Here is a 16,819-nt window from a genome sequence, read left to right as displayed (position 1 = left end):
CGGACCGCGCCCGCCCCCCCCTACGGCCCCCCCCCCGGGGGGGGGGGGGGGCGTTGCGCCGGTCCCGGACCGGTCCCGGGCTCAGTCGCCGCGCGGCAGGTCGATCCTCTCGCGCCTGGTCGCGCCGATCACCTCGATGCCCCTGGTGCCCGTGATCCCGTCCAGCGGCAGGGCCTCGGTGTACGGGGCGGTGGCGGGCAGCAGGTAGCCGGAGGGCAGCGTGCCGGTCACCTCGATGCCCCAGTACTCGGGCTGTCTGACGTAGACCAGCGGGACCAGGCGGACCGTCATGCTCGCGTAGGGTTTCTCGCCGCTGACGACGAGGATGAAGGTGCCCGGCACGATCCCCGGGACGGCCTTGGCCTCCTCGAAGTCGATCAGTCGCACGGATTCCGGTGCCGGTCGCTGACTGAAGTCGTCCGTCATGGTGACTCCTTTCGTCACGGAGTGTCGTGATGTGATCACTCGTCGACGCAGGGTAGTCGAGGGCCGGCTGCGAACCGGCCCTCCAACACACCGCCGACCGGGGGCCGGGCCGGGCTCAGAACTCCTTGACCAGCCGCCGGTGGCCCGGCCCCCAGCGGTAGCCCAGGGCGGTGTTCACCGCGACCATCGGCACGTTGCCGGCCTCGACCTCGGTGTGCGCGGTCCGCACGCCGTGGCCCGCCAGGTGCCGGGCGGCGTGCAGCTTGAGCGCCCGGGCCAGCCCGCGGCCCCGCCAGGGCCGCAGCACTCCGGTGTAGTCGATCCGGCAGGCCCGCGGATCGGGCACCGCGTGCACGATGCTCGCGCCGACGATCCGTCCCATGGACTCGGCGGTGAACACCCAGTCGGGGCGCCCGCCGGGTCCGTCCAGGGCCTCGGCGCGCCACCGCTCGAAGTCCGGGAGGGCATCGGCGAACCCCGGGTTGTCGCGCAGGGTCTCCCGGTAGAGGTGGTGGAGCTGCCGCTCGGGCTCGGCCGCGGTGGTCCCGGCGAGGGTGCCCAGGCGCAGGCCGGGCGGCACCCGCGGGGCGGGCAGGTGCGCCCCGAGCGGAGCGACGGCCGACCGGACGTGCGCGTCCACCCGGTAGCCCCGGCCGAGCAGCAGACCGGTCAGGTCCGACCGGCACGTCCCGTGGACGGGCTCCGACTCCGCTGCCTCGTCCGGGAGTTCGCCGAGCAGCCGGGAGGCGCCGATCCCGCGCGCCCAGCGCTCCAGCCCGTCGTAGAGCGGCAGCATCCAGGCCGGGGCGCGGCCGGGCGCGCTGACGGCGAGCGAGGCGAGGTCGCCGGGCGGGGTCCAGGGCGCCCGCCAGGCAGTGGCGTAGGCGAGCAGGTCCCCGGAGGGGCCGGGCTGCACCAGCCGCACCCGCCCGTGCCCGGTGAGCCGCCCCCGCCGGTCGGTCGAGAGCGCGTCCGCGTCCGGCAACACCGCGTCCCGCTCCCGCAGTTCGGCCGCCGTCACGGCCACGGCCCCCTCGGCCGACAGCAGCTCGGCCAGCGCCGGATAGTCGACGGCGGGCAGGAACGGGCGGATCACCCGCGGCCGCCGCGAAGACACAGATCCATCACATGTGACACTGTACTGATCTCGGCCCGGCGCCGTCGGGCTTTTCCGAAGCGGACGCCGGCCCGGGGCGGGCGTGTCACCCGGTGGGGTGGAGAATGCCGGATTCCCGGGCGGGCGGGGTGTGGTGGGCAGTACGGTGCCCGCATGACCCTGCTCGTCCGCCGTCGTCACATCGACTTCGGCCGTGTCCACTCCACTGGCTGTCCGGTCATCGTCTGATCGTTCGATCATCCCGGCCCGTCCGGTCGCGCCGCTCCGTGCGGGCGCAGCCGGGGCCGTTCACCGCCCGCGCCGGGCACGGCAGGCGATCCGCGCGCACGTGCGGGCACGTGCGTGCGCGGTTCCGCGTGCCCCCGTGCCCCGGCCGACCACGATCCGACCGCACCGAAGGGACGTCAGTCCGCCATGACCGACACCGCCACCGACCACTACCTGCGCAACAACGCCGACTACGCCGCGGCCTTCGACGGGCCGCTCCCGCTCCCGCCGGCCCGTCGCACGGCCGTCCTGGCCTGCATGGACGCCCGGCTCAACGTCTACGGCGCGCTCGGCCTCGCCGAGGGCGACTCGCACGTGATCCGCAACGCCGGCGGGGTGGCGACCGAGGACGCCATCCGCTCGCTGGCGATCAGCCAGCGGCTGCTCGGCACACGGGAGATCATCCTCGTCCACCACACCGACTGCGGCATGCTCACCTTCGGCGACGACGCCTTCCGCGAGTCGATCCGGGAGGAGACCGGGGTGAAGCCGCCGTGGGCCGCCGAGGCCTTCGCCGATCTGGAGACGGACGTCCGGCAGTCGGTGGCCCGGATCCGCACCAGCCCGTTCGTCCCGCACACGAGCGCCGTGCGCGGCTTCGTCTTCGACGTCGCGACCGGGCTCCTGAAGGAGGTCACGCTCTGACCGGTGGCGCCGACCGGCGGCGCCGGCCGCCGGTCAGCGCCCGCCCGGCCCGCCCGTGCCCAGCAGGTGGACCAGGCCGTCCGCCAGCCCGCCGCGCCAGCAGGCGTAGTCGTGGCCGCCGTTGAACTCGCGGTAGGCGAGGTCGTAGCCACGGGCGGTCAGCACGTCGCGCAGGTGGCGGTTCTGGGTGAGCAGCATCCACTCCTGGAGGCCGACCTCCACCCAGAACCGGGCGCCGCCGCGCTCGGTGGTGGCGAACCGGCGGGTCAGCCACTCGCTCCCGCCGTCGAACTCGGTGCCGTCGGGCCACCAGAACGAGCCGGACTGGGAGAGCGCGTTGCCGAACCGGGCGGGGCGGCGGAAGGCGGCGAAGGCGGCAGTGAGACCGCCCGCGCTCTGGCCGGCGATCACGGTGCGGGCCGGGTCGGCGGTGGCACGGTGCTCGGCGGCGGCCCAGGGCAGGACGCGGTCGGCGAGCAGGTCGACGAAGTCCGGGTTGCAGCTGAGGTCGTCCGGCCGGCCGGGGCCCATGGTGTGGACGAGCAGGGCGACGGTCGGCGGGATCAGCCCCTCGGCCGTCAGGTTGTCCAGGGTGTCGCCGAACGACAGCACCTCGCCCCACATCTCGCCGTCCAGCAGGACCAGGACCGGGTACGGGGCGGCGTCGGCGCGGTGCCCGGCGGGCAGGTGGACGTCGATCCGCCGCCCGGCCACCTCGGCGCGCACGGTGCGGCCGCGCGGCACGTCGGCGCGCCGCCGGACGTACGGCTGGGCGAGCGCCCCGGGCAGGGCGAGCACCGAGGCGGGCCGACGGCCGTCGCGGGCGGGCAGCTGGTCCCCGGTGCCGTGCGGGTCGGGGCGGGCGCCGTCCAGCACCCGCAGCCAGTCGGCCCGCCGGGTGCCGGGGACGGCGCCGCGCACCGGGTAGAGCTGGTAGGAGGCCCGGTGGTCGGCGCGCAGCCGGTAGGTGCGCGACCAGCCGCCGGCCCGGCGCTCCATCAGGTGCGGGGTGAGGTCGCCGGCGTGCCGGTCCTTGTCGGTGACGGTGTGGACGAGCGCGAGCACGCCGTCGTACGGCTCCTCGCCCGGCTCGTCGCGCAGCACGAAGGTCACCTGCCGGTAGGCCGGATCGGCGGGGTCGGGGTCGACCAGCGGGGCGCCCTCGGCGGCCACCCTGGCCCAGAACGCGTCAGCGGTGTCGTTCGGTTCACTCTGCACGTGCGGAACTCCTCGATGGTCAGGCGGGGTTGCCCTTGCGGCCGAGCAACACCCAGAGCAGGAAGGGGCCGCCGAGCACGGTGGTGACGATGCCCACCGGGATCTCGACCCCGGAGATCAGCACCCGGCCGAGGGTGTCGGCCAGTACGATCAGCACCGCGCCGACCAGCGCCGAGCCCAGCACCGGCACGCGGGCCGGCCCGGCGAGCCGCCCGGCGACCACCGGCGCGGCCAGCGCGACGAAGCCGACCGGCCCGCAGATCCCGACGGCGAGTCCGGCCAGCGCCACGGCGAGCAGCAGGCAGGCGAGCCGCACCCGGCCGGGGTCGACGCCGAGCGAGGACGCCACGTTGTCGTCGAAGCGCAGCACGGCCAGCCGGCGGGCCACCACCAGGGCGAGCGGCACCAGCACGGCGAGGCCGGTCAGCACCGGCGTGGCCACCTCGTAGTCGCGGCCGTTGAGGCTGCCGGAGGTCCAGACGTACAGCGAGGAGGCCGAGCTGAGCGAGCGCCGGGCCATCGCCACCTGGATGACGGCGGAGGCGAGCGCCGACATGGCCAGGCCCACCACCAGGACCCGGTAGCCGCGCGCGCCGAGCCCGCCGGAGACGGCGGTGACCACCGCGACGGCGACCAGTGCGCCGATCGGCCCGGCCCACCAGGCGCCGAACGCGCCCGAGGCGGTGACCGAGATCAGCACGGCGGCGGTGGCGCCGTCGTTGACGCCGAGCAGTTCGGGGGTGGCGAGCCGGTTGCGGGCGAGGGTCTGGGTGAGGCAGCCGGCCAGGCCGAGCGCGGCGCCCGCGGCCAGGCCCGCGACGATCCGGCCGAGCCGGAACTTCTGCACCAGCAGCACGTCGAGCCGCTCGCCGTGGCCGAAGACGGCCTGGAAGGTGCGGCCGAGGCCGAGTTCGCTCTGCCCGGCGTGCGCGGAGACCACCACGGCGGCCAGCAGCGCGGCGGCGAGGCCGAGCGCGGCCAGCGCGGAGCGGCGGGGGAGCAGCACGGACAGCGCGCCGCGCCGGATCACCAGGTCGGGCCGGGGCGGCTTCTCCTCCGGGTGGCCGCGGCGGCCGGAGGACTCGCCCGGCGCGGTGTCGGCCATGCCGAGCGCGGCCGTCTTCCGGGAGCGGACGATGGCGATCAGGGTGGGGGCGCCGATCAGCGCGACGATCACCGACACCGGCGCCTCGAACGGGCGGGCCACCACCCGGGCGAGCACGTCGGCGCCGGTGAGCACGGCCGCGCCGACGAGTCCGGCGAGCAGGGTGAGCCGGCCGACCCGGGGGCCGGCGGCGGCGCGGGCCAGGAAGCCGGCGAGCAGGCCGAGGAAGGAGATCGGCCCGGCCAGGGCGACGGCGGAGGCGGTGAGCAGGGTGACCGCGAGGGCGACGGCGGCGCGGGTGGCGCCGGGGCGGTGGCCGAGACCGCGGGCGAGGTCGTCGCCGAGCGCGAGCGCGGACAGCGGCCGCGTGGTGAGCAGGGCGACCACGAAGCCGACGCCGAGTACGGGGGCGAGCTGGCCCAGCGTCGTCCAGCCCTCCACGCCGGCCAGCGAGCCGAGCACCCAGACCCGGTAGCGGTCGTACGCCTCGGGGGAGTTGACGATCAGCACGCCGGTCAGGCCGCCGAAGGTGGCGCCGACGGCGGAGCCGCCGAGGACCAGCCGCATGGGGGAGCCGCCGCCGCCGCCGCGGCTGCCGGCGATGGCCAGCACCAGCCCGCTGGCGAGCACGGCGCCGCCGAAGGCGAAGGCGAGGTAGCCGTAGGAGGTCTGGACGCCGAGCACGGCGATGCCGAGCACGACGCCGAGCGAGGCGCCGGCGTTGACGCCGAGCAGGCCGGTCTCGGCGAGCGGGTTGCGGGTGACGGACTGCAACTGGGCGCCGGCCACCCCGAGGGCGGCGCCGACCAGCAGCGCGGTCAGGGTGCGCGGCAGCCGCAGGTCGCCGACGACCAGGGCGAGCCGGCTGTCGGCGCGGGCGCCGTCGGTGTCGAGCAGGTAGTCCAGCACCCGGCCGGGGCCGACCTCGCCGGCGCCGACGGACAGCGAGAGCGCGGTGAGCGCGAGCAGGGCGGCGAGGATGCCGCCGACGGCGGCCCAGGAGGTGCGGCGCGACCGTTCGGCCGCCGGCGGGGCGGGGCCGGGGGGATCCGCGTCGGCCGCCTCGGCGGTACCCACTTGCGACAATGTCATAAGGTAAGGCTAACCTAATGGCCATCGCGGTCGGACAGGTGTCCGGCCCGGCGCCGGTCCCCCCGGATCGCCGGGGTTCGCGGCACCGCGCCACCGTTCCACCGCTCCACCGACCGCACGCCCGTCTGCAACACCCCTGCCCGGAGGCCCCCATGTCGTCCCGCCAGAGCCCGCTCCACCCCGCCCGCCGTCGTGCGGTCCAGGCGCTGGCCGCCACCGGGGCGGCCACGCTCCTGCTCGTCGGCTGCGGCTCGTCGGGCTCCTCCGACAAGGGCTCCTCCGCGGACCCGTCCTCCTCCGCCGCCACCACCGCCGCGGGCAGCCCCGCCGCCGACGCGGCCGGCGGCAAGCGGACCGTGAAGGACGCCACCGGCACGGCCGTGGAGATCCCCGCCGAGCCCAAGCGCATCGTCACCCTCACCCAGGAGGACCTCGACGCGGTGCTCGCGCTCGGCCTCAAGCCGGCCGGCATCACCAACGGACAGGGCCTCAACGAGCCGCCGGCGTACCTGAAGGACAAGGTCCAGGGCATCCCGGTGGTCGGCAACCTGCTCCAGCCGGTGATGGACAAGGTGATCGCCGCCAAGCCCGACCTCATCCTGGCCGGTGACATGCAGGACCAGCAGGTCCTCAAGCAGCTGCGCGAGATCACCCCGGCCACCCTGGTCACGATGGCCCCCACCGACGACTGGAAGCTCTCCTTCCGCGGCATCGGAAACGCCGTCAACAAGCTGGACCAGGCCAACAAGGTCATCGCCGACTACGACGCCAAGGCCGCCAAGGCCGGCGGCGAGCTCGGCGAGAACAAGGGCAAGGCCGTCTCCATCGTCCGCTGGAACCCGACCGGCCCCAGCTGGATGGAGAAGAAGCAGTTCGCCAGCGGCGTCGCCCTCGACATGGGCCTGACCCGCCCGCAGGCCCAGGACAAGGACGGCAACGCCCACACCCCGGCGCTGAGCCTGGAGAAGATCAACGAGATCGACGGCGACTGGCTGTTCCTCTCCACCCTCACCGACGACGGCAAGGCCGCGCTGAAGGACGTCCAGTCCAAGCCCGCCTACCAGGAGCTGAACGCGGTGAAGACCAACCACACCGTCACCGTCGACGGCTCCGTCTGGTCCACCCGCGGCGGCCCGCTCGCGGCCGACGCGGTGATCGGCGACATCAGCAAGGCGCTCGGCGCCAAGTGACCGCCGGCGGCGGGCGCCCCTCCTCACGGGGCGTCCGCCGCTCGGTTCGTTCCCCCTCCCAACCGAAGGAAGCCGCCATGGAGTTGACGGTCGAGGGCCTCAAGGCCGGGTACGGCCCCGGGCGCCCGGTGCTGGGCGGCGTGGACCTCACCGTGCCCGGCGGCCGGGTGGTGGCCGTCGTCGGCCCCAACGGCTGCGGCAAGTCCACCCTGCTGCGCTCGATCGCCCGCCTCCACCGGCCGGACGCCGGACGGGTGCTGGTCGGCGGCGAGGACATCTGGAAGCTGCGCCCCCGGCAGGCCGCGCACCGGGTGGCGCTGCTGCCGCAGAGCCCGCAGGCACCGGAGGCGGTCACCGTCGCCGGGCTGGTCCGCTACGGCCGCCACCCGCACCAGGGCCTGTTCCGGCAGTGGTCCGCCGACGACGAACGGCTCACCGCCGAGGCGCTGCGGGCCACCGGCGTCGAGGAGTTCGCCGACCGCCGGCTGGACCGGCTCTCCGGCGGGCAGCGGCAGCGCTGCTGGCTCGCCATGGTGCTCGCCCAGGACGCCCCCGTCGTGCTGCTCGACGAGCCGACCAGTGCCCTCGACCTCGGCCACGCGGTGGAGGTGCTGGAGCTGGTCCGCGAGGTCGCGGCGGGCGGGCGCACCGTCGTCATGGTGCTGCACGACCTCGCGGCGGCGGCGCGTCACGCCGATCTGCTGGTGGCGATGCGCGGCGGTGAGGTGATCGCCTGCGGGGCGCCGCGCGAGGTGGTGGACGCGGAGCTGGTGCGGGCGCTGTACGACGTCGACAGCGATGTGCTCGCGGCCCCCGGGGACGGCGCGCCGGTGATCGTCCCGCGGGCGGGGACGCGGTCGGCGGCGGCTCCGGCCGGCTGACGGGGGGCGGGCCGGGGGTCCGTGCCGGGTCCGCGCCGGGTCCCCCGGACGGCCGGGCGGGCGTGGCGGGTTCGGCCCCCTGCCGGGCCCGGGTGTGGTGTGCTGGACGGGCGTCCGCCGGACGTCCGTGCCGCCGTCGTCGCGCCTGTCGCGCCCGCCGCCCCGCTGTGCCCGCCGCCCCGCCGTCCCCGGGAGAGGTCACCGATGCTCCGTCGCTCCGCCGCCCTGTTCGTCGCCCTCGTCCTCGGCTCGGCCGCCGTCGCCGGCTGCTCCTCGGCGGCCGCCCCGGAGCGCGCCGCGCCCGCTCCTTCCGGCCCCGCCACGTCCGCCCCCGCCACGTCCGCCGCGGCCACGCCCGGTGAGGCCGTGTCCGGTGATGCCACGTCGCCGCAGGCCCCGGGCGGGGCGCCGGCTCCGACCGGGACACCGGCCCCGGACGCCCCGGCGTCGGTGGCCGTCTCGGGCACCGTCACCGACGGTCTGGCGTCCCCCTGGGGTCTGGCCGTCCTGCCCGACGGCGACCTGCTGGTCTCCGAACGCGACGAGGCCAGGATCCTGCGCGTCTCGGCCGCGGACGGCGGCAGGACCGAGGCCGGCACCGTCCCCGGCGTCACCGCCGGCGGCGAGGGCGGTCTGCTCGGGCTCGCCCTCTCGCCCGGATTCGCCACCGACCACCGGGTCTACGCCTACCTCTCCACCGCCTCCGACAACCGGATCGTCCGCCTCGACTACGACCCCGCCCGCCCGGCCGGCTCCCAACTCGGCGAGCCGGCCGTCGTGCTGAGCGGGATCCCGCACGGCTCCCGGCACAACGGCGGCCGGATCGGCTTCGGTCCGGACGGCTTCCTGTACGCGGGCACCGGCGACGCCGACGAGCGCCGGCTCTCCCAGGACCGCGGCTCCCTCGGCGGCAAGATCCTGCGCCTCACCCCGGACGGCGCCCCCGCCCCCGGCAACCCGTTCCCGGGCTCCCCGGTCTGGTCGCTCGGCCACCGCAACGTCCAGGGCCTGGCCTGGGACCCCCAGGGGCGGCTCTGGGCCTCGGAGTTCGGCCAGGACACCTGGGACGAGCTGAACCTGATCACCCCCGGCGGCAACTACGGCTGGCCGACCGTCGAGGGCACCGCCGGGCGCCAGGGGTTCACCGACCCGGTCGCCCAGTGGCACACCTCCGACGCCTCCCCGAGCGGCATCGCCCACGCCGCCGGGGGCGTCTGGATGGCCGCGCTGCGCGGTGAGCGGCTCTGGTGGATCCCGCTGGACGGCGAGCGGTCCGCCGCCCCGCCGCGGGACTTCCTCTCCGGGACGTACGGCCGGCTGCGCACCGTGGTGGCCGACCGGGACGGCACGCTGCTGCTGGTCACCGACAACACCGACGGGCGCGGCGACCCGCGCCCCGGGGACGACCGGATCCTGCGGCTGACCGTCGGCCGGACGTGACCCGCAGCCGGATTGGATCACCCGTTCGAGCGGTTTGAACCCGGGTCCAACCTGCCCCCGCGTCTTCCTACCGCTCAGTACCCCTCCCCGCAGGCGGCGTTGTCAGTGTGTCCCGTTACGTTCCTTCCATCACTGACCAGCTGGGAGGAGCGCGGCCGTGGCGTGGGTGGAAACGGGAACGGGCGGGTACCAAGTCGCCTTCGACGAGGAGGGCAGGGTGGTCTGCCGCAACGCGGCCGGCCGCCTGTTGAAGTCCGTCCCGCCGAAGCTGAACGACGACCCGGTGGTCGTCGGGCTGAAGCAGCTCACCGAGTGGCTGGAGGCGCACCGCCGCGGCTGCCTGGAGACCGCCGAGCGGTGGATGGTCCGCTCGCTGCCGGTGCCCGCCGCCGTCGTCACCGCCGTGTGGGCGGACGAGGCCTGGCAGGAGGTCCTGCGCGACCTGGTGGTCACCGGGCCGGACGGCGCCGTCGCCGGATTCCTGCGCGGCGCCGACGCCGAACGCGGCCTCGGCCTGGTCGACCTCGATGGGGACACCGTGCGCCTCACCGACGGCGAACTGCGGATACCCCACCCGGTCCTGCTGGAGGACCTCGACGAACTGCGCGAGTTCGCCGTCGAGCTCGGTGTCTCCCAGCAGGTCCAGCAGCTGTACCGGGAGGTGTGGCACCGGCCCGGCGACGCGGCCGGCACCGAGGTCTCCACCTACGCCGGCGGGCGCTACGGCGCGCTGCGCGACCTGATCGGCCGCTGCGCCCGGCTCGGCTACCGGGTCCGCGGCGGACACGCCGTGCTGCCCGTCGTCGAGGACGGCCTCGCCCTGGAGGCGCGGGTCTGGGTCGGCGACTACTACGAGTACGACGAGTGCGAGACGGGCGCGCTCAGCTGGACCGGACCGGACGGCAAGGTCCTGCCGCTGGCCGAGTCGGACCGGTCGCCTGGTCCGAGGGGATGCGGATGGCCGCCGCGCTGTACGCCGGCCGCACGATCGAAGGGGAGGAAGCCGCATGAGCACCACCACCGGACCCGACCGCACCACCGGTGCGCCCGGCGAGGCCCGCCACGAGCGGCTGCTGGAGGCCGGGGCGATCCTCGCCCCCGGCACCCTGCCCGGCGTCGGCGGCCCCGACAGCGCCGCCGACGTGCTGACCGCCCGCACCTACGCCCACCCCGCCCTCGACGGGCGCCGGATCGTGCGCCTGGTGCCCGGCGCGCTCGGCCCCGCCGAGGACGCCGCCGTCGACTTCCTCGGGCTCGTTCCCGACGGCCAGCCGGCCGAGGTCGGCCAGGTCCGCCAGGAGGCGCTCGGCTTCCCCGCCTGGGCGCTCGTCAACGACCCGGCCAACGGCCACCACGCGCTCGCCCTGGTCAAGGAGATGGAACGGCTCGCCCGCCAGGCCAAGTCCAAGCCCGGCCACGCCAAGGACGGCTTCGACGAGCTGGCCGTGCGGCTCGGCCGCGCCGTCCCGCACTTCCTGCCCACCTACTGCGAGCAGGTCGGCCGGATCTTCCTCGAACAGGGCAACCAGACCTACGCCAGCACCTTCTTCGGCAAGGCCCGCGAGGCCGAGCGCACCCACAGCCTCGCCGTCGACGAGGAGCGGCTGCGCGCCGTCTTCCTGGAGTTCGCCCTGGCCGGCGCGCTCAGCGTCAAGGCGCTGCGCCAGTACGTCAAGGAACTGAGCGTCCGGCTCGACCCGCTGACCGCCTGGCAGCGCTTCCGCCAGCTGTGCACCGAGCGCTCCGCCGCCGGCATGGCCCCCTACGCGGGGGTCGCCGAGGACGCCCGCGCCCTGCTCAAGGCCGCCGGCCTGGACCGCGAGGAGAACGAGCAGGAACTGCTCGCCGAACTGCTCGCCTCACCCGCCGTCAACCGGGCGCCCGCCACCTTCTGGAAGTCCTGGCACGGAGCCGTCGTCGCCCTCGGGCAGCGCGACGCCGCGGTCCGCGCCCGCCTGCTGGAGCTGATGCCCGCCCCGGCCGGCAGCGACGAGGCCGACGTCCACGACGCCGCCTGGCTCGCCCTGCTCGCCGAGAGCGGTGCCGAACGGCTGCTCACCGAGCTGCCCGCCGCCGGCGCCGGCACGGACACGGTCGCGGACACGGACGCGGACGCGGAGGGGGCCCCCGAGCCGGCCGCCGCCTGGCTGCAGCGCTGGACCAGCCACCTCGGGCGCGGCTGGCGCCAGCGGGGCCTGAACACCGTGACCATCGACCTGGTCACCCGGATGCTGGAGCGGCTGCGCGCCGAGGCCGTCCCGGTCGACCTCTTCACCGGGGTGCGCCGCAGCGCCACCCAGCTCGAACTGCTCGACCTGCTGCTCACCGAGGGCGTCCCGGTCGCCGACCCGGCCGACGACCACACCCTCCAGCTCCAGCACTGGGTCACCTCGTCGTCCGCCGAGGGCCGCACCCTGGCCGCCGTCGCCGCCGACCCGCGCTTCCGTTCCACCCTGCGCGCCGCCGTCCCCGACGTCTGGACGACCGTCGACAACCGCGGGCTCGCCGCCCGGCCGGTGCTGCGCGAGCTGTTCGTCGAGTGGTCCGACGCCCGGACCGACGAACTGGAGACCGTCCGCGGCCTGGAGAGCGCGGCCGTGATGCTGCGCGAGCTCAACGCCCACCGCACCGCCGTGCGCGAGGAGAACCCGGCGGCCGCCGCCCGGATCGCCGGCCTCGACGTGGTCGGGCTGCTCGCCCGCGCCCTGCGCGGCGGCATCCTCGACGAACTCGGCTGGCCGGCCCTGGACGAGGCGTTCGCCAGGCTCGGCGTCGCGGGCGGCGACGCCCCCGGCGTCGGCAACGGCGGCAACCTGCCCGACGGCCTGGTGCTGCAGGAGGCCTGGCCGCACCTGGTGCTCGGCCGCGGCAACCAGGTCGTGGTGGCCGGACCGCAGGGCATCGTGCTCGAACACACCCTGCGCATCCCCCACAAGCTGGAGAGCCACCAGCGCGCGCACTTCCGCTTCGTCGACGGCGAACTGCTGGTCGCCTGGTACCAGGACGGCAAGCAGCGCGCCTACTGGTCCGGCCGCCCCGCCGAGGTCTTCGACCTCGGCGGCGAGACCATCGCCCGCTACTACAGTGGCGGCGACGAGATCGAGACGCCGTCCCTCCCGCTGCCCGGCGGCGGGCGCAGCAGCGGCCACCGCCCGCTGCACGTCGGCGACACCCAGGTGTCCGACCAGGACCACCTCCTCGCCGACGGCACCGGCCACTGGGCCGCCCGCTGGAACCGCGGCCACGTCCTGCACGAGTTCGACCCCGCCACCGGCACCGTCGGCCGCGTCTCCGAGCCGCCGCGGATCGCCGCCGGCGCCGCGGCGGGCCGCCTGGAGGTCAACCGCACCAGGATGCTGCCGCTCCAGCCCGGCCTGGAGGACACCCCGCTCGGCACCGACGGCACCGTGCTCGGCCACTGGGTGCGGGTCGACGGCTCACGGGTCACCACCGGCACCGCCGACGGCACCACGCTCGTCGTCGACAACTCCCGGGTCCGGAACCGGACGTACCCGCGCGGCCGGCTCGTCCTGCCCGGCGGCGCACGCCCGCTGGTCCACGACACCCAGCAACGCGACCTGACCCTGGGCCTGGCCGCCGAGGACTCCGCGGCGGAGGGCACCGTCACCGCCGACCCGACCGGCCTCACCGCCGACCTCGACCCCGGCGACCCCGGCGGCCTCGGCGCGGCCGGCACCGCCGTCGTGCTGCCGCTCGCCCACTGGCACGCCCTGCGCCCGCGCGACGAGCACGGCTCCACGGTGCTGCGCGGCCTCACCGACGAACAGGCCGCCCGCCTCGTCGACGCCGCCTGGCCGACCGACGCCGAGCCGGTCCCCGCGGCGCAGCAGCGCTGGATCACCGTCCAGGGCGTGCGCCGCCCCGTGGTCAGCAGCGGCAAGGCCGCCGAGGAGCTTTCGCTCGACGCCGTCGCGGAGCTGCTGCCCGGCATCACCCACCGGCGGCTGCTGGCCGGCGTCACCGGCCTCGCCCGCAGCGCCGCCCACCTGCTCGACGGGATCGCGCGCTACCTGCCGCAGCCCGAGAACGCCCCCCGCACCTCCGACTCCTCCGGCGCCCCGACGTACGCCTACCGGCCCGAGCACGGCACCGACTACGAGCTCGGCGAGGCCGCCGGCCTGCTGCTGCCCGGGATCGGGGGCTTCGGCCGCAGCTGGGACCGCAGCGTCGCCTACCGGGTGCTCAACAACCTCCGGACGGTCACCGCCGTCCTCGCCGAGCCGCCCGCCGCCGAGGGCGAGGGCTGGAGCACCCCGCACCGGGTCGACCTGCACGGCGAGGACACCCACCACGGCTGGCTGCACGCGCTCGGCGACGTCGGCACCCTCGCCTACGCGGCCGCCGCCCCGCTCACCTCCGCCGAGCACCGCGCCTCGCTCGCGCTGCTGCTCACCGAGCTCACCGCCGGGCCGCTCGCCGACCGCGGCGCCACCCTGCGCGAGGTCCGCCTCACCGAGCCGCTCGGCGAGGGGCAGAGCCGGGAGGACAAGCACGAGCACCGGGCCGGCCAGGTCTGGCGGCACGGCGAGCGTACCGTGATCGTCCTCGGCTGCAGCCACCACGCCGACGACAAGGTCTTCTGGCTCGCCGTCGACCACGACCCGAGCGGCGCCTTCGGCCCGGTCGCCCACTTCGGCACCGGCTTCGAGCGCGTCACCGAGGACACCGTCAGCGCCGACTGGGTCGCCCGGTTCACCGCCCTGCTCGCCGAGCGCGGCGCCATCACCCACCGCGCCGACCGCGCCGCCGACTTCGGCGAGCGCACCGGCATCGGCGCCCTCCGCTCCACCCTGCTGTTCAGCCCCACCAGCGCCCTCGTCCAGTGGTACGGCTCGCCGCTGCCCGCCGAGGCGCTCAAGGAGTACGGCTTCAAGGCCGCCGAGGCCAAGGCCGCCCGGGACTGGCTGCGCGGGCGCGAGCGGTCCGCCCTCGCCCAGGTCTGGGCGGCCCTGCTGCCGGAGGACCCGGAGGACCTCTGGACCACCGGCCCGGACAGCGCCGCCGGCGCCGCCCGCTGGACCGAACGCCTCGGACGGATCGTCACCCTGCCCGACGAGGACCAGGCCGCCGTCAGCGGCACCCACATCCAGCGGATCGAGGAGATCCTCAACGTCGCGAACACCCCGTGGCTGAGCCGCACCACCCGCCAGCGGCTCCGCCCCCAGGGCGACGGGGGCGCGCTCAACCTGGTGCCCGAGGACCCGGACGCCGTCCCCGAGTACAGCACCCTCTCCCAGGCCGTCGACGCCCTCGCCTGGCTCGCCTACCGGCTGTCCTGGAACAGCCCGCTGCGCGCGCTGCTCGCCCCGGCCGTCCAGGCGCTGCGCACCCGCCTGGCCGACCCGGAGCTGCTGCTCGCCTACGAGCTGCGCCGCAACAGCAAGGGCGATTCGCTGGCCGCCGTCCTGCGCACCCGCTGGGGCCTGCCCGCCGAGGGCGGCGCCGACGCCGACGGACTGGTCCGCTGCGGCGAGGCCGTGGTGCTGTCGCCCGGGCACGAAGCCAACGCGGCGGAGTACATCTGGTGGCGCCCGGCGGGCATCGGCGGCCCGCAGGACCCGGCGCTGGAACTGCTCGCCGGCCTGGCCGACAGCTTCTGGTTCGTCCGCCAGCGGTCCGTCCTCACCGCCCTCCTGGACGGCGCCCTGGACCGGCTGGTCGCCCTGCCCGGGCTCCCCCCGGCGGCGGACGCCGCCGGGACCGAGATCTGGCCCCACCACCCGCTGCTCACGGTGCCGGAGCTGGTCACCGAGGTCGCCAAGGCCAAGGAGCTCGGCGAGGACGCCGCCGTGCTCTACCTCCAGCTGCTCGCCCTGCCCGACCCGACCGACCGCAACGTCGCCCGCTGGACGGGCTGGAAGCCGGCCCGGCTGAAGAAGGCGCGCGCCGAACTCGGCGCCTCCGGGCTGGTCGTGGAGGCCAAGCGGGCCCGGGCCGGGCGCAGCCTGTTCCTCCCCGGCGGCTGGCAGGAGGCCAAGGCCCCCGGCCTGCCCGTCGAGACGTGGAAGGCCGGCCTCTACGACCTGCCCACCCACCACGCCGCGCTGCCGCAGCTGTCCGTCCCGGAGCTGTTCGCCCGGGCCTGGCAGCGCGTCACCGACGGGGACGCCCCCGGCTTCGAAGAGCTCCAGACCGGCAAGCGCAGGAAGGCCCGCCGATGACCACGACCACCACCACCACCGCGCCCGGGCCGGCCGCCCGGCAGGTCGTCCTGCCGGAGGAGCGGTACGCCGCCGAACTGGAGTTCCTGGCCGCCCACGACTCCGGCCCGCGTCCGCCCGGCTGGCGGCTCACCCCGCGCGCCGTGGTCACCTTCGTGATGGGCAGCGGCGGCGAGAAGCTCAAGGCCGGCCGGAAGAGCCTGGCGATCGAGCAGAAGTTCGTCGGCGAGCGGGCCCTGGTCGAACGCTGCGTCGTCACCCTCGCCGGCGAGCGCGGCCTGCTGCTCGTCGGCGAGCCCGGCACGGCGAAGTCGATGCTCTCCGAGCTCCTCTCCGCCGCCGTCTGCGGCACCAGCGCGCTCACCGTCCAGGGCACCGCCGGCACCACCGAGGACCAGCTCAAGTACGGCTGGAACTACGCGCTGCTGCTCGCCAAGGGCCCCAGCCGCGAGGCGCTGGTGCCCTCCCCGGTGCTGACCGCGATGACCACCGGCGCGGTCGCCCGCGTCGAGGAGGTCACCCGCTGTCTGCCCGAGGTCCAGGACGCCCTGGTCTCGCTGCTCTCCGAGCGGCGGATCGCCGTCCCCGAACTCGCCGGCACCCCCGACGGCCAGCTGCACGCCGTCCCCGGGTTCACCCTGATCGCCACGGCCAACCTGCGCGACAAGGGCGTCAGCGAGATGTCCGCCGCCCTCAAGCGACGGTTCAACTTCGAGACGGTCGGCCCGATCGGCAGCCTCGCCGCCGAGGTGGACCTGGTCCGCCGCCAGTCCACCGCCGCCGTGGCCCGCGCCGGCGCCGCCTTCGCGGTGGACGACGCGGTGCTGGAGGCGCTCGTCACCGCCTTCCGCGACCTGCGGACCGGCCGCTCCACCGAGGGCTGGGACGTCGAACGCCCCTCCACCGTGATGAGCACCGCCGAGGCCGTCTCGGTGGCCACCGCCCTCGGCGTCACCGCCGCCTACCTGCCCGACGGCGGCGACCTGCTCGGCCGCCTCCCCGGCCAGCTCATCGGCGTGGTCCGCAAGGACGACCCGGCCGACGCCGCCCGGCTGCTCGGCTACTGGGACGGCCCGGTCCGCCGCCGCGCCGAACAGGGCGCCGCCACCTGGCGCACCCTGTGGGACCTGCGCTCCGCCCTGGAGCACTGACCCCGGTGCCGGCGCGCCCCGGCCGCCGCGCCGCCGGCCGGGGCGCGCCCCCGGGCCAGGTGCGCCTCCTCCAGCGGGAGGGTGGCGGGGGGGGGCGCGAGCCGG

At 76.1% G+C, this 16,819-nt stretch carries 10 protein-coding genes and 1 pseudogene; 7 read left to right on the top strand and 4 right to left on the bottom strand.

What is annotated here, in order from left to right; genetic code table 11:
- Positions 1–81 precede the first annotated feature (81 nt).
- Positions 82–426, bottom strand: coding sequence for a hypothetical protein (locus ACFXAM_RS25930; RefSeq protein WP_380294635.1), 345 nt, complete (start codon positions 424–426; stop codon positions 82–84).
- A gap of 115 nt (positions 427–541) precedes the next feature.
- Positions 542–1,543 carry a GNAT family N-acetyltransferase gene (locus ACFXAM_RS25925; RefSeq protein ID WP_380294634.1) on the bottom strand — a complete coding sequence of 334 codons (1,002 nt, stop codon included), beginning with the start codon at positions 1,541–1,543 and terminating at the stop codon, positions 542–544.
- Between the two features lie 414 nt (positions 1,544–1,957).
- Here ACFXAM_RS25925 and ACFXAM_RS25920 point away from each other — a divergent pair, with 414 nt between their 5' ends.
- On the top strand, positions 1,958–2,455 hold the full coding sequence (locus ACFXAM_RS25920) for a beta-class carbonic anhydrase (protein WP_380294633.1): 498 nt from the start codon (positions 1,958–1,960) through the stop codon (positions 2,453–2,455).
- A 33-nt stretch (positions 2,456–2,488) separates the two neighbouring features.
- On the opposite strand, the gene fes is transcribed toward ACFXAM_RS25920, so the two are convergent.
- Entirely contained in the window at positions 2,489–3,673 is a 1,185-nt protein-coding gene (gene fes / locus ACFXAM_RS25915; protein ID WP_380294632.1) for an enterochelin esterase, read from the bottom strand.
- Positions 3,674–3,692: 19 nt separating this feature from the next.
- Positions 3,693–5,870: a Fe(3+)-hydroxamate ABC transporter permease FhuB gene (gene fhuB, locus ACFXAM_RS25910; RefSeq protein WP_380294631.1), complete on the bottom strand. Its 2,178-nt coding sequence runs from the start codon at positions 5,868–5,870 to the stop codon at positions 3,693–3,695.
- A 152-nt stretch (positions 5,871–6,022) separates the two neighbouring features.
- Here fhuB and ACFXAM_RS25905 point away from each other — a divergent pair, with 152 nt between their 5' ends.
- The 6 genes and pseudogenes from ACFXAM_RS25905 (at position 6,023) to ACFXAM_RS25880 (ending at position 16,714) form a co-directional block, all read left to right on the top strand.
- Positions 6,023–7,060 (top strand): ABC transporter substrate-binding protein, encoded by a 1,038-nt coding sequence (locus tag ACFXAM_RS25905; RefSeq protein WP_380294630.1) that lies wholly within the window; start codon positions 6,023–6,025, stop codon positions 7,058–7,060.
- A gap of 77 nt (positions 7,061–7,137) precedes the next feature.
- Entirely contained in the window at positions 7,138–7,941 is an 804-nt protein-coding gene (locus ACFXAM_RS25900; RefSeq protein WP_380294629.1) for an ABC transporter ATP-binding protein, read from the top strand.
- A gap of 204 nt (positions 7,942–8,145) precedes the next feature.
- Complete coding sequence (locus ACFXAM_RS25895; protein WP_380294628.1) at positions 8,146–9,381, top strand: PQQ-dependent sugar dehydrogenase; 1,236 nt, start codon at positions 8,146–8,148, stop codon at positions 9,379–9,381.
- A 157-nt stretch (positions 9,382–9,538) separates the two neighbouring features.
- Positions 9,539–10,392: pseudogene (locus tag ACFXAM_RS25890) on the top strand (DUF4132 domain-containing protein).
- On the top strand, positions 10,389–15,563 hold the full coding sequence (locus ACFXAM_RS25885; protein ID WP_380294627.1) for a hypothetical protein: 5,175 nt from the start codon (positions 10,389–10,391) through the stop codon (positions 15,561–15,563). The pseudogene ACFXAM_RS25890 and the gene ACFXAM_RS25885 overlap by 4 nt, the downstream one beginning before the upstream one ends.
- Positions 15,560–16,714, top strand: a complete 1,155-nt coding sequence (locus tag ACFXAM_RS25880) for an AAA family ATPase (RefSeq protein WP_380294626.1) — start codon at positions 15,560–15,562, stop codon at positions 16,712–16,714. The genes ACFXAM_RS25885 and ACFXAM_RS25880 overlap by 4 nt, the downstream gene beginning before the upstream one ends.
- Positions 16,715–16,819 lie beyond the last annotated feature (105 nt).

It is taken from the genome of Kitasatospora sp. NPDC059462, from assembly GCF_042749955.1.
GTDB lineage: Bacteria > Actinomycetota > Actinomycetes > Streptomycetales > Streptomycetaceae > Kitasatospora.
The sequence above is the reverse complement of the archived record's forward strand: the minus strand, read 5'-3'. Positions and strand labels throughout refer to the sequence as shown.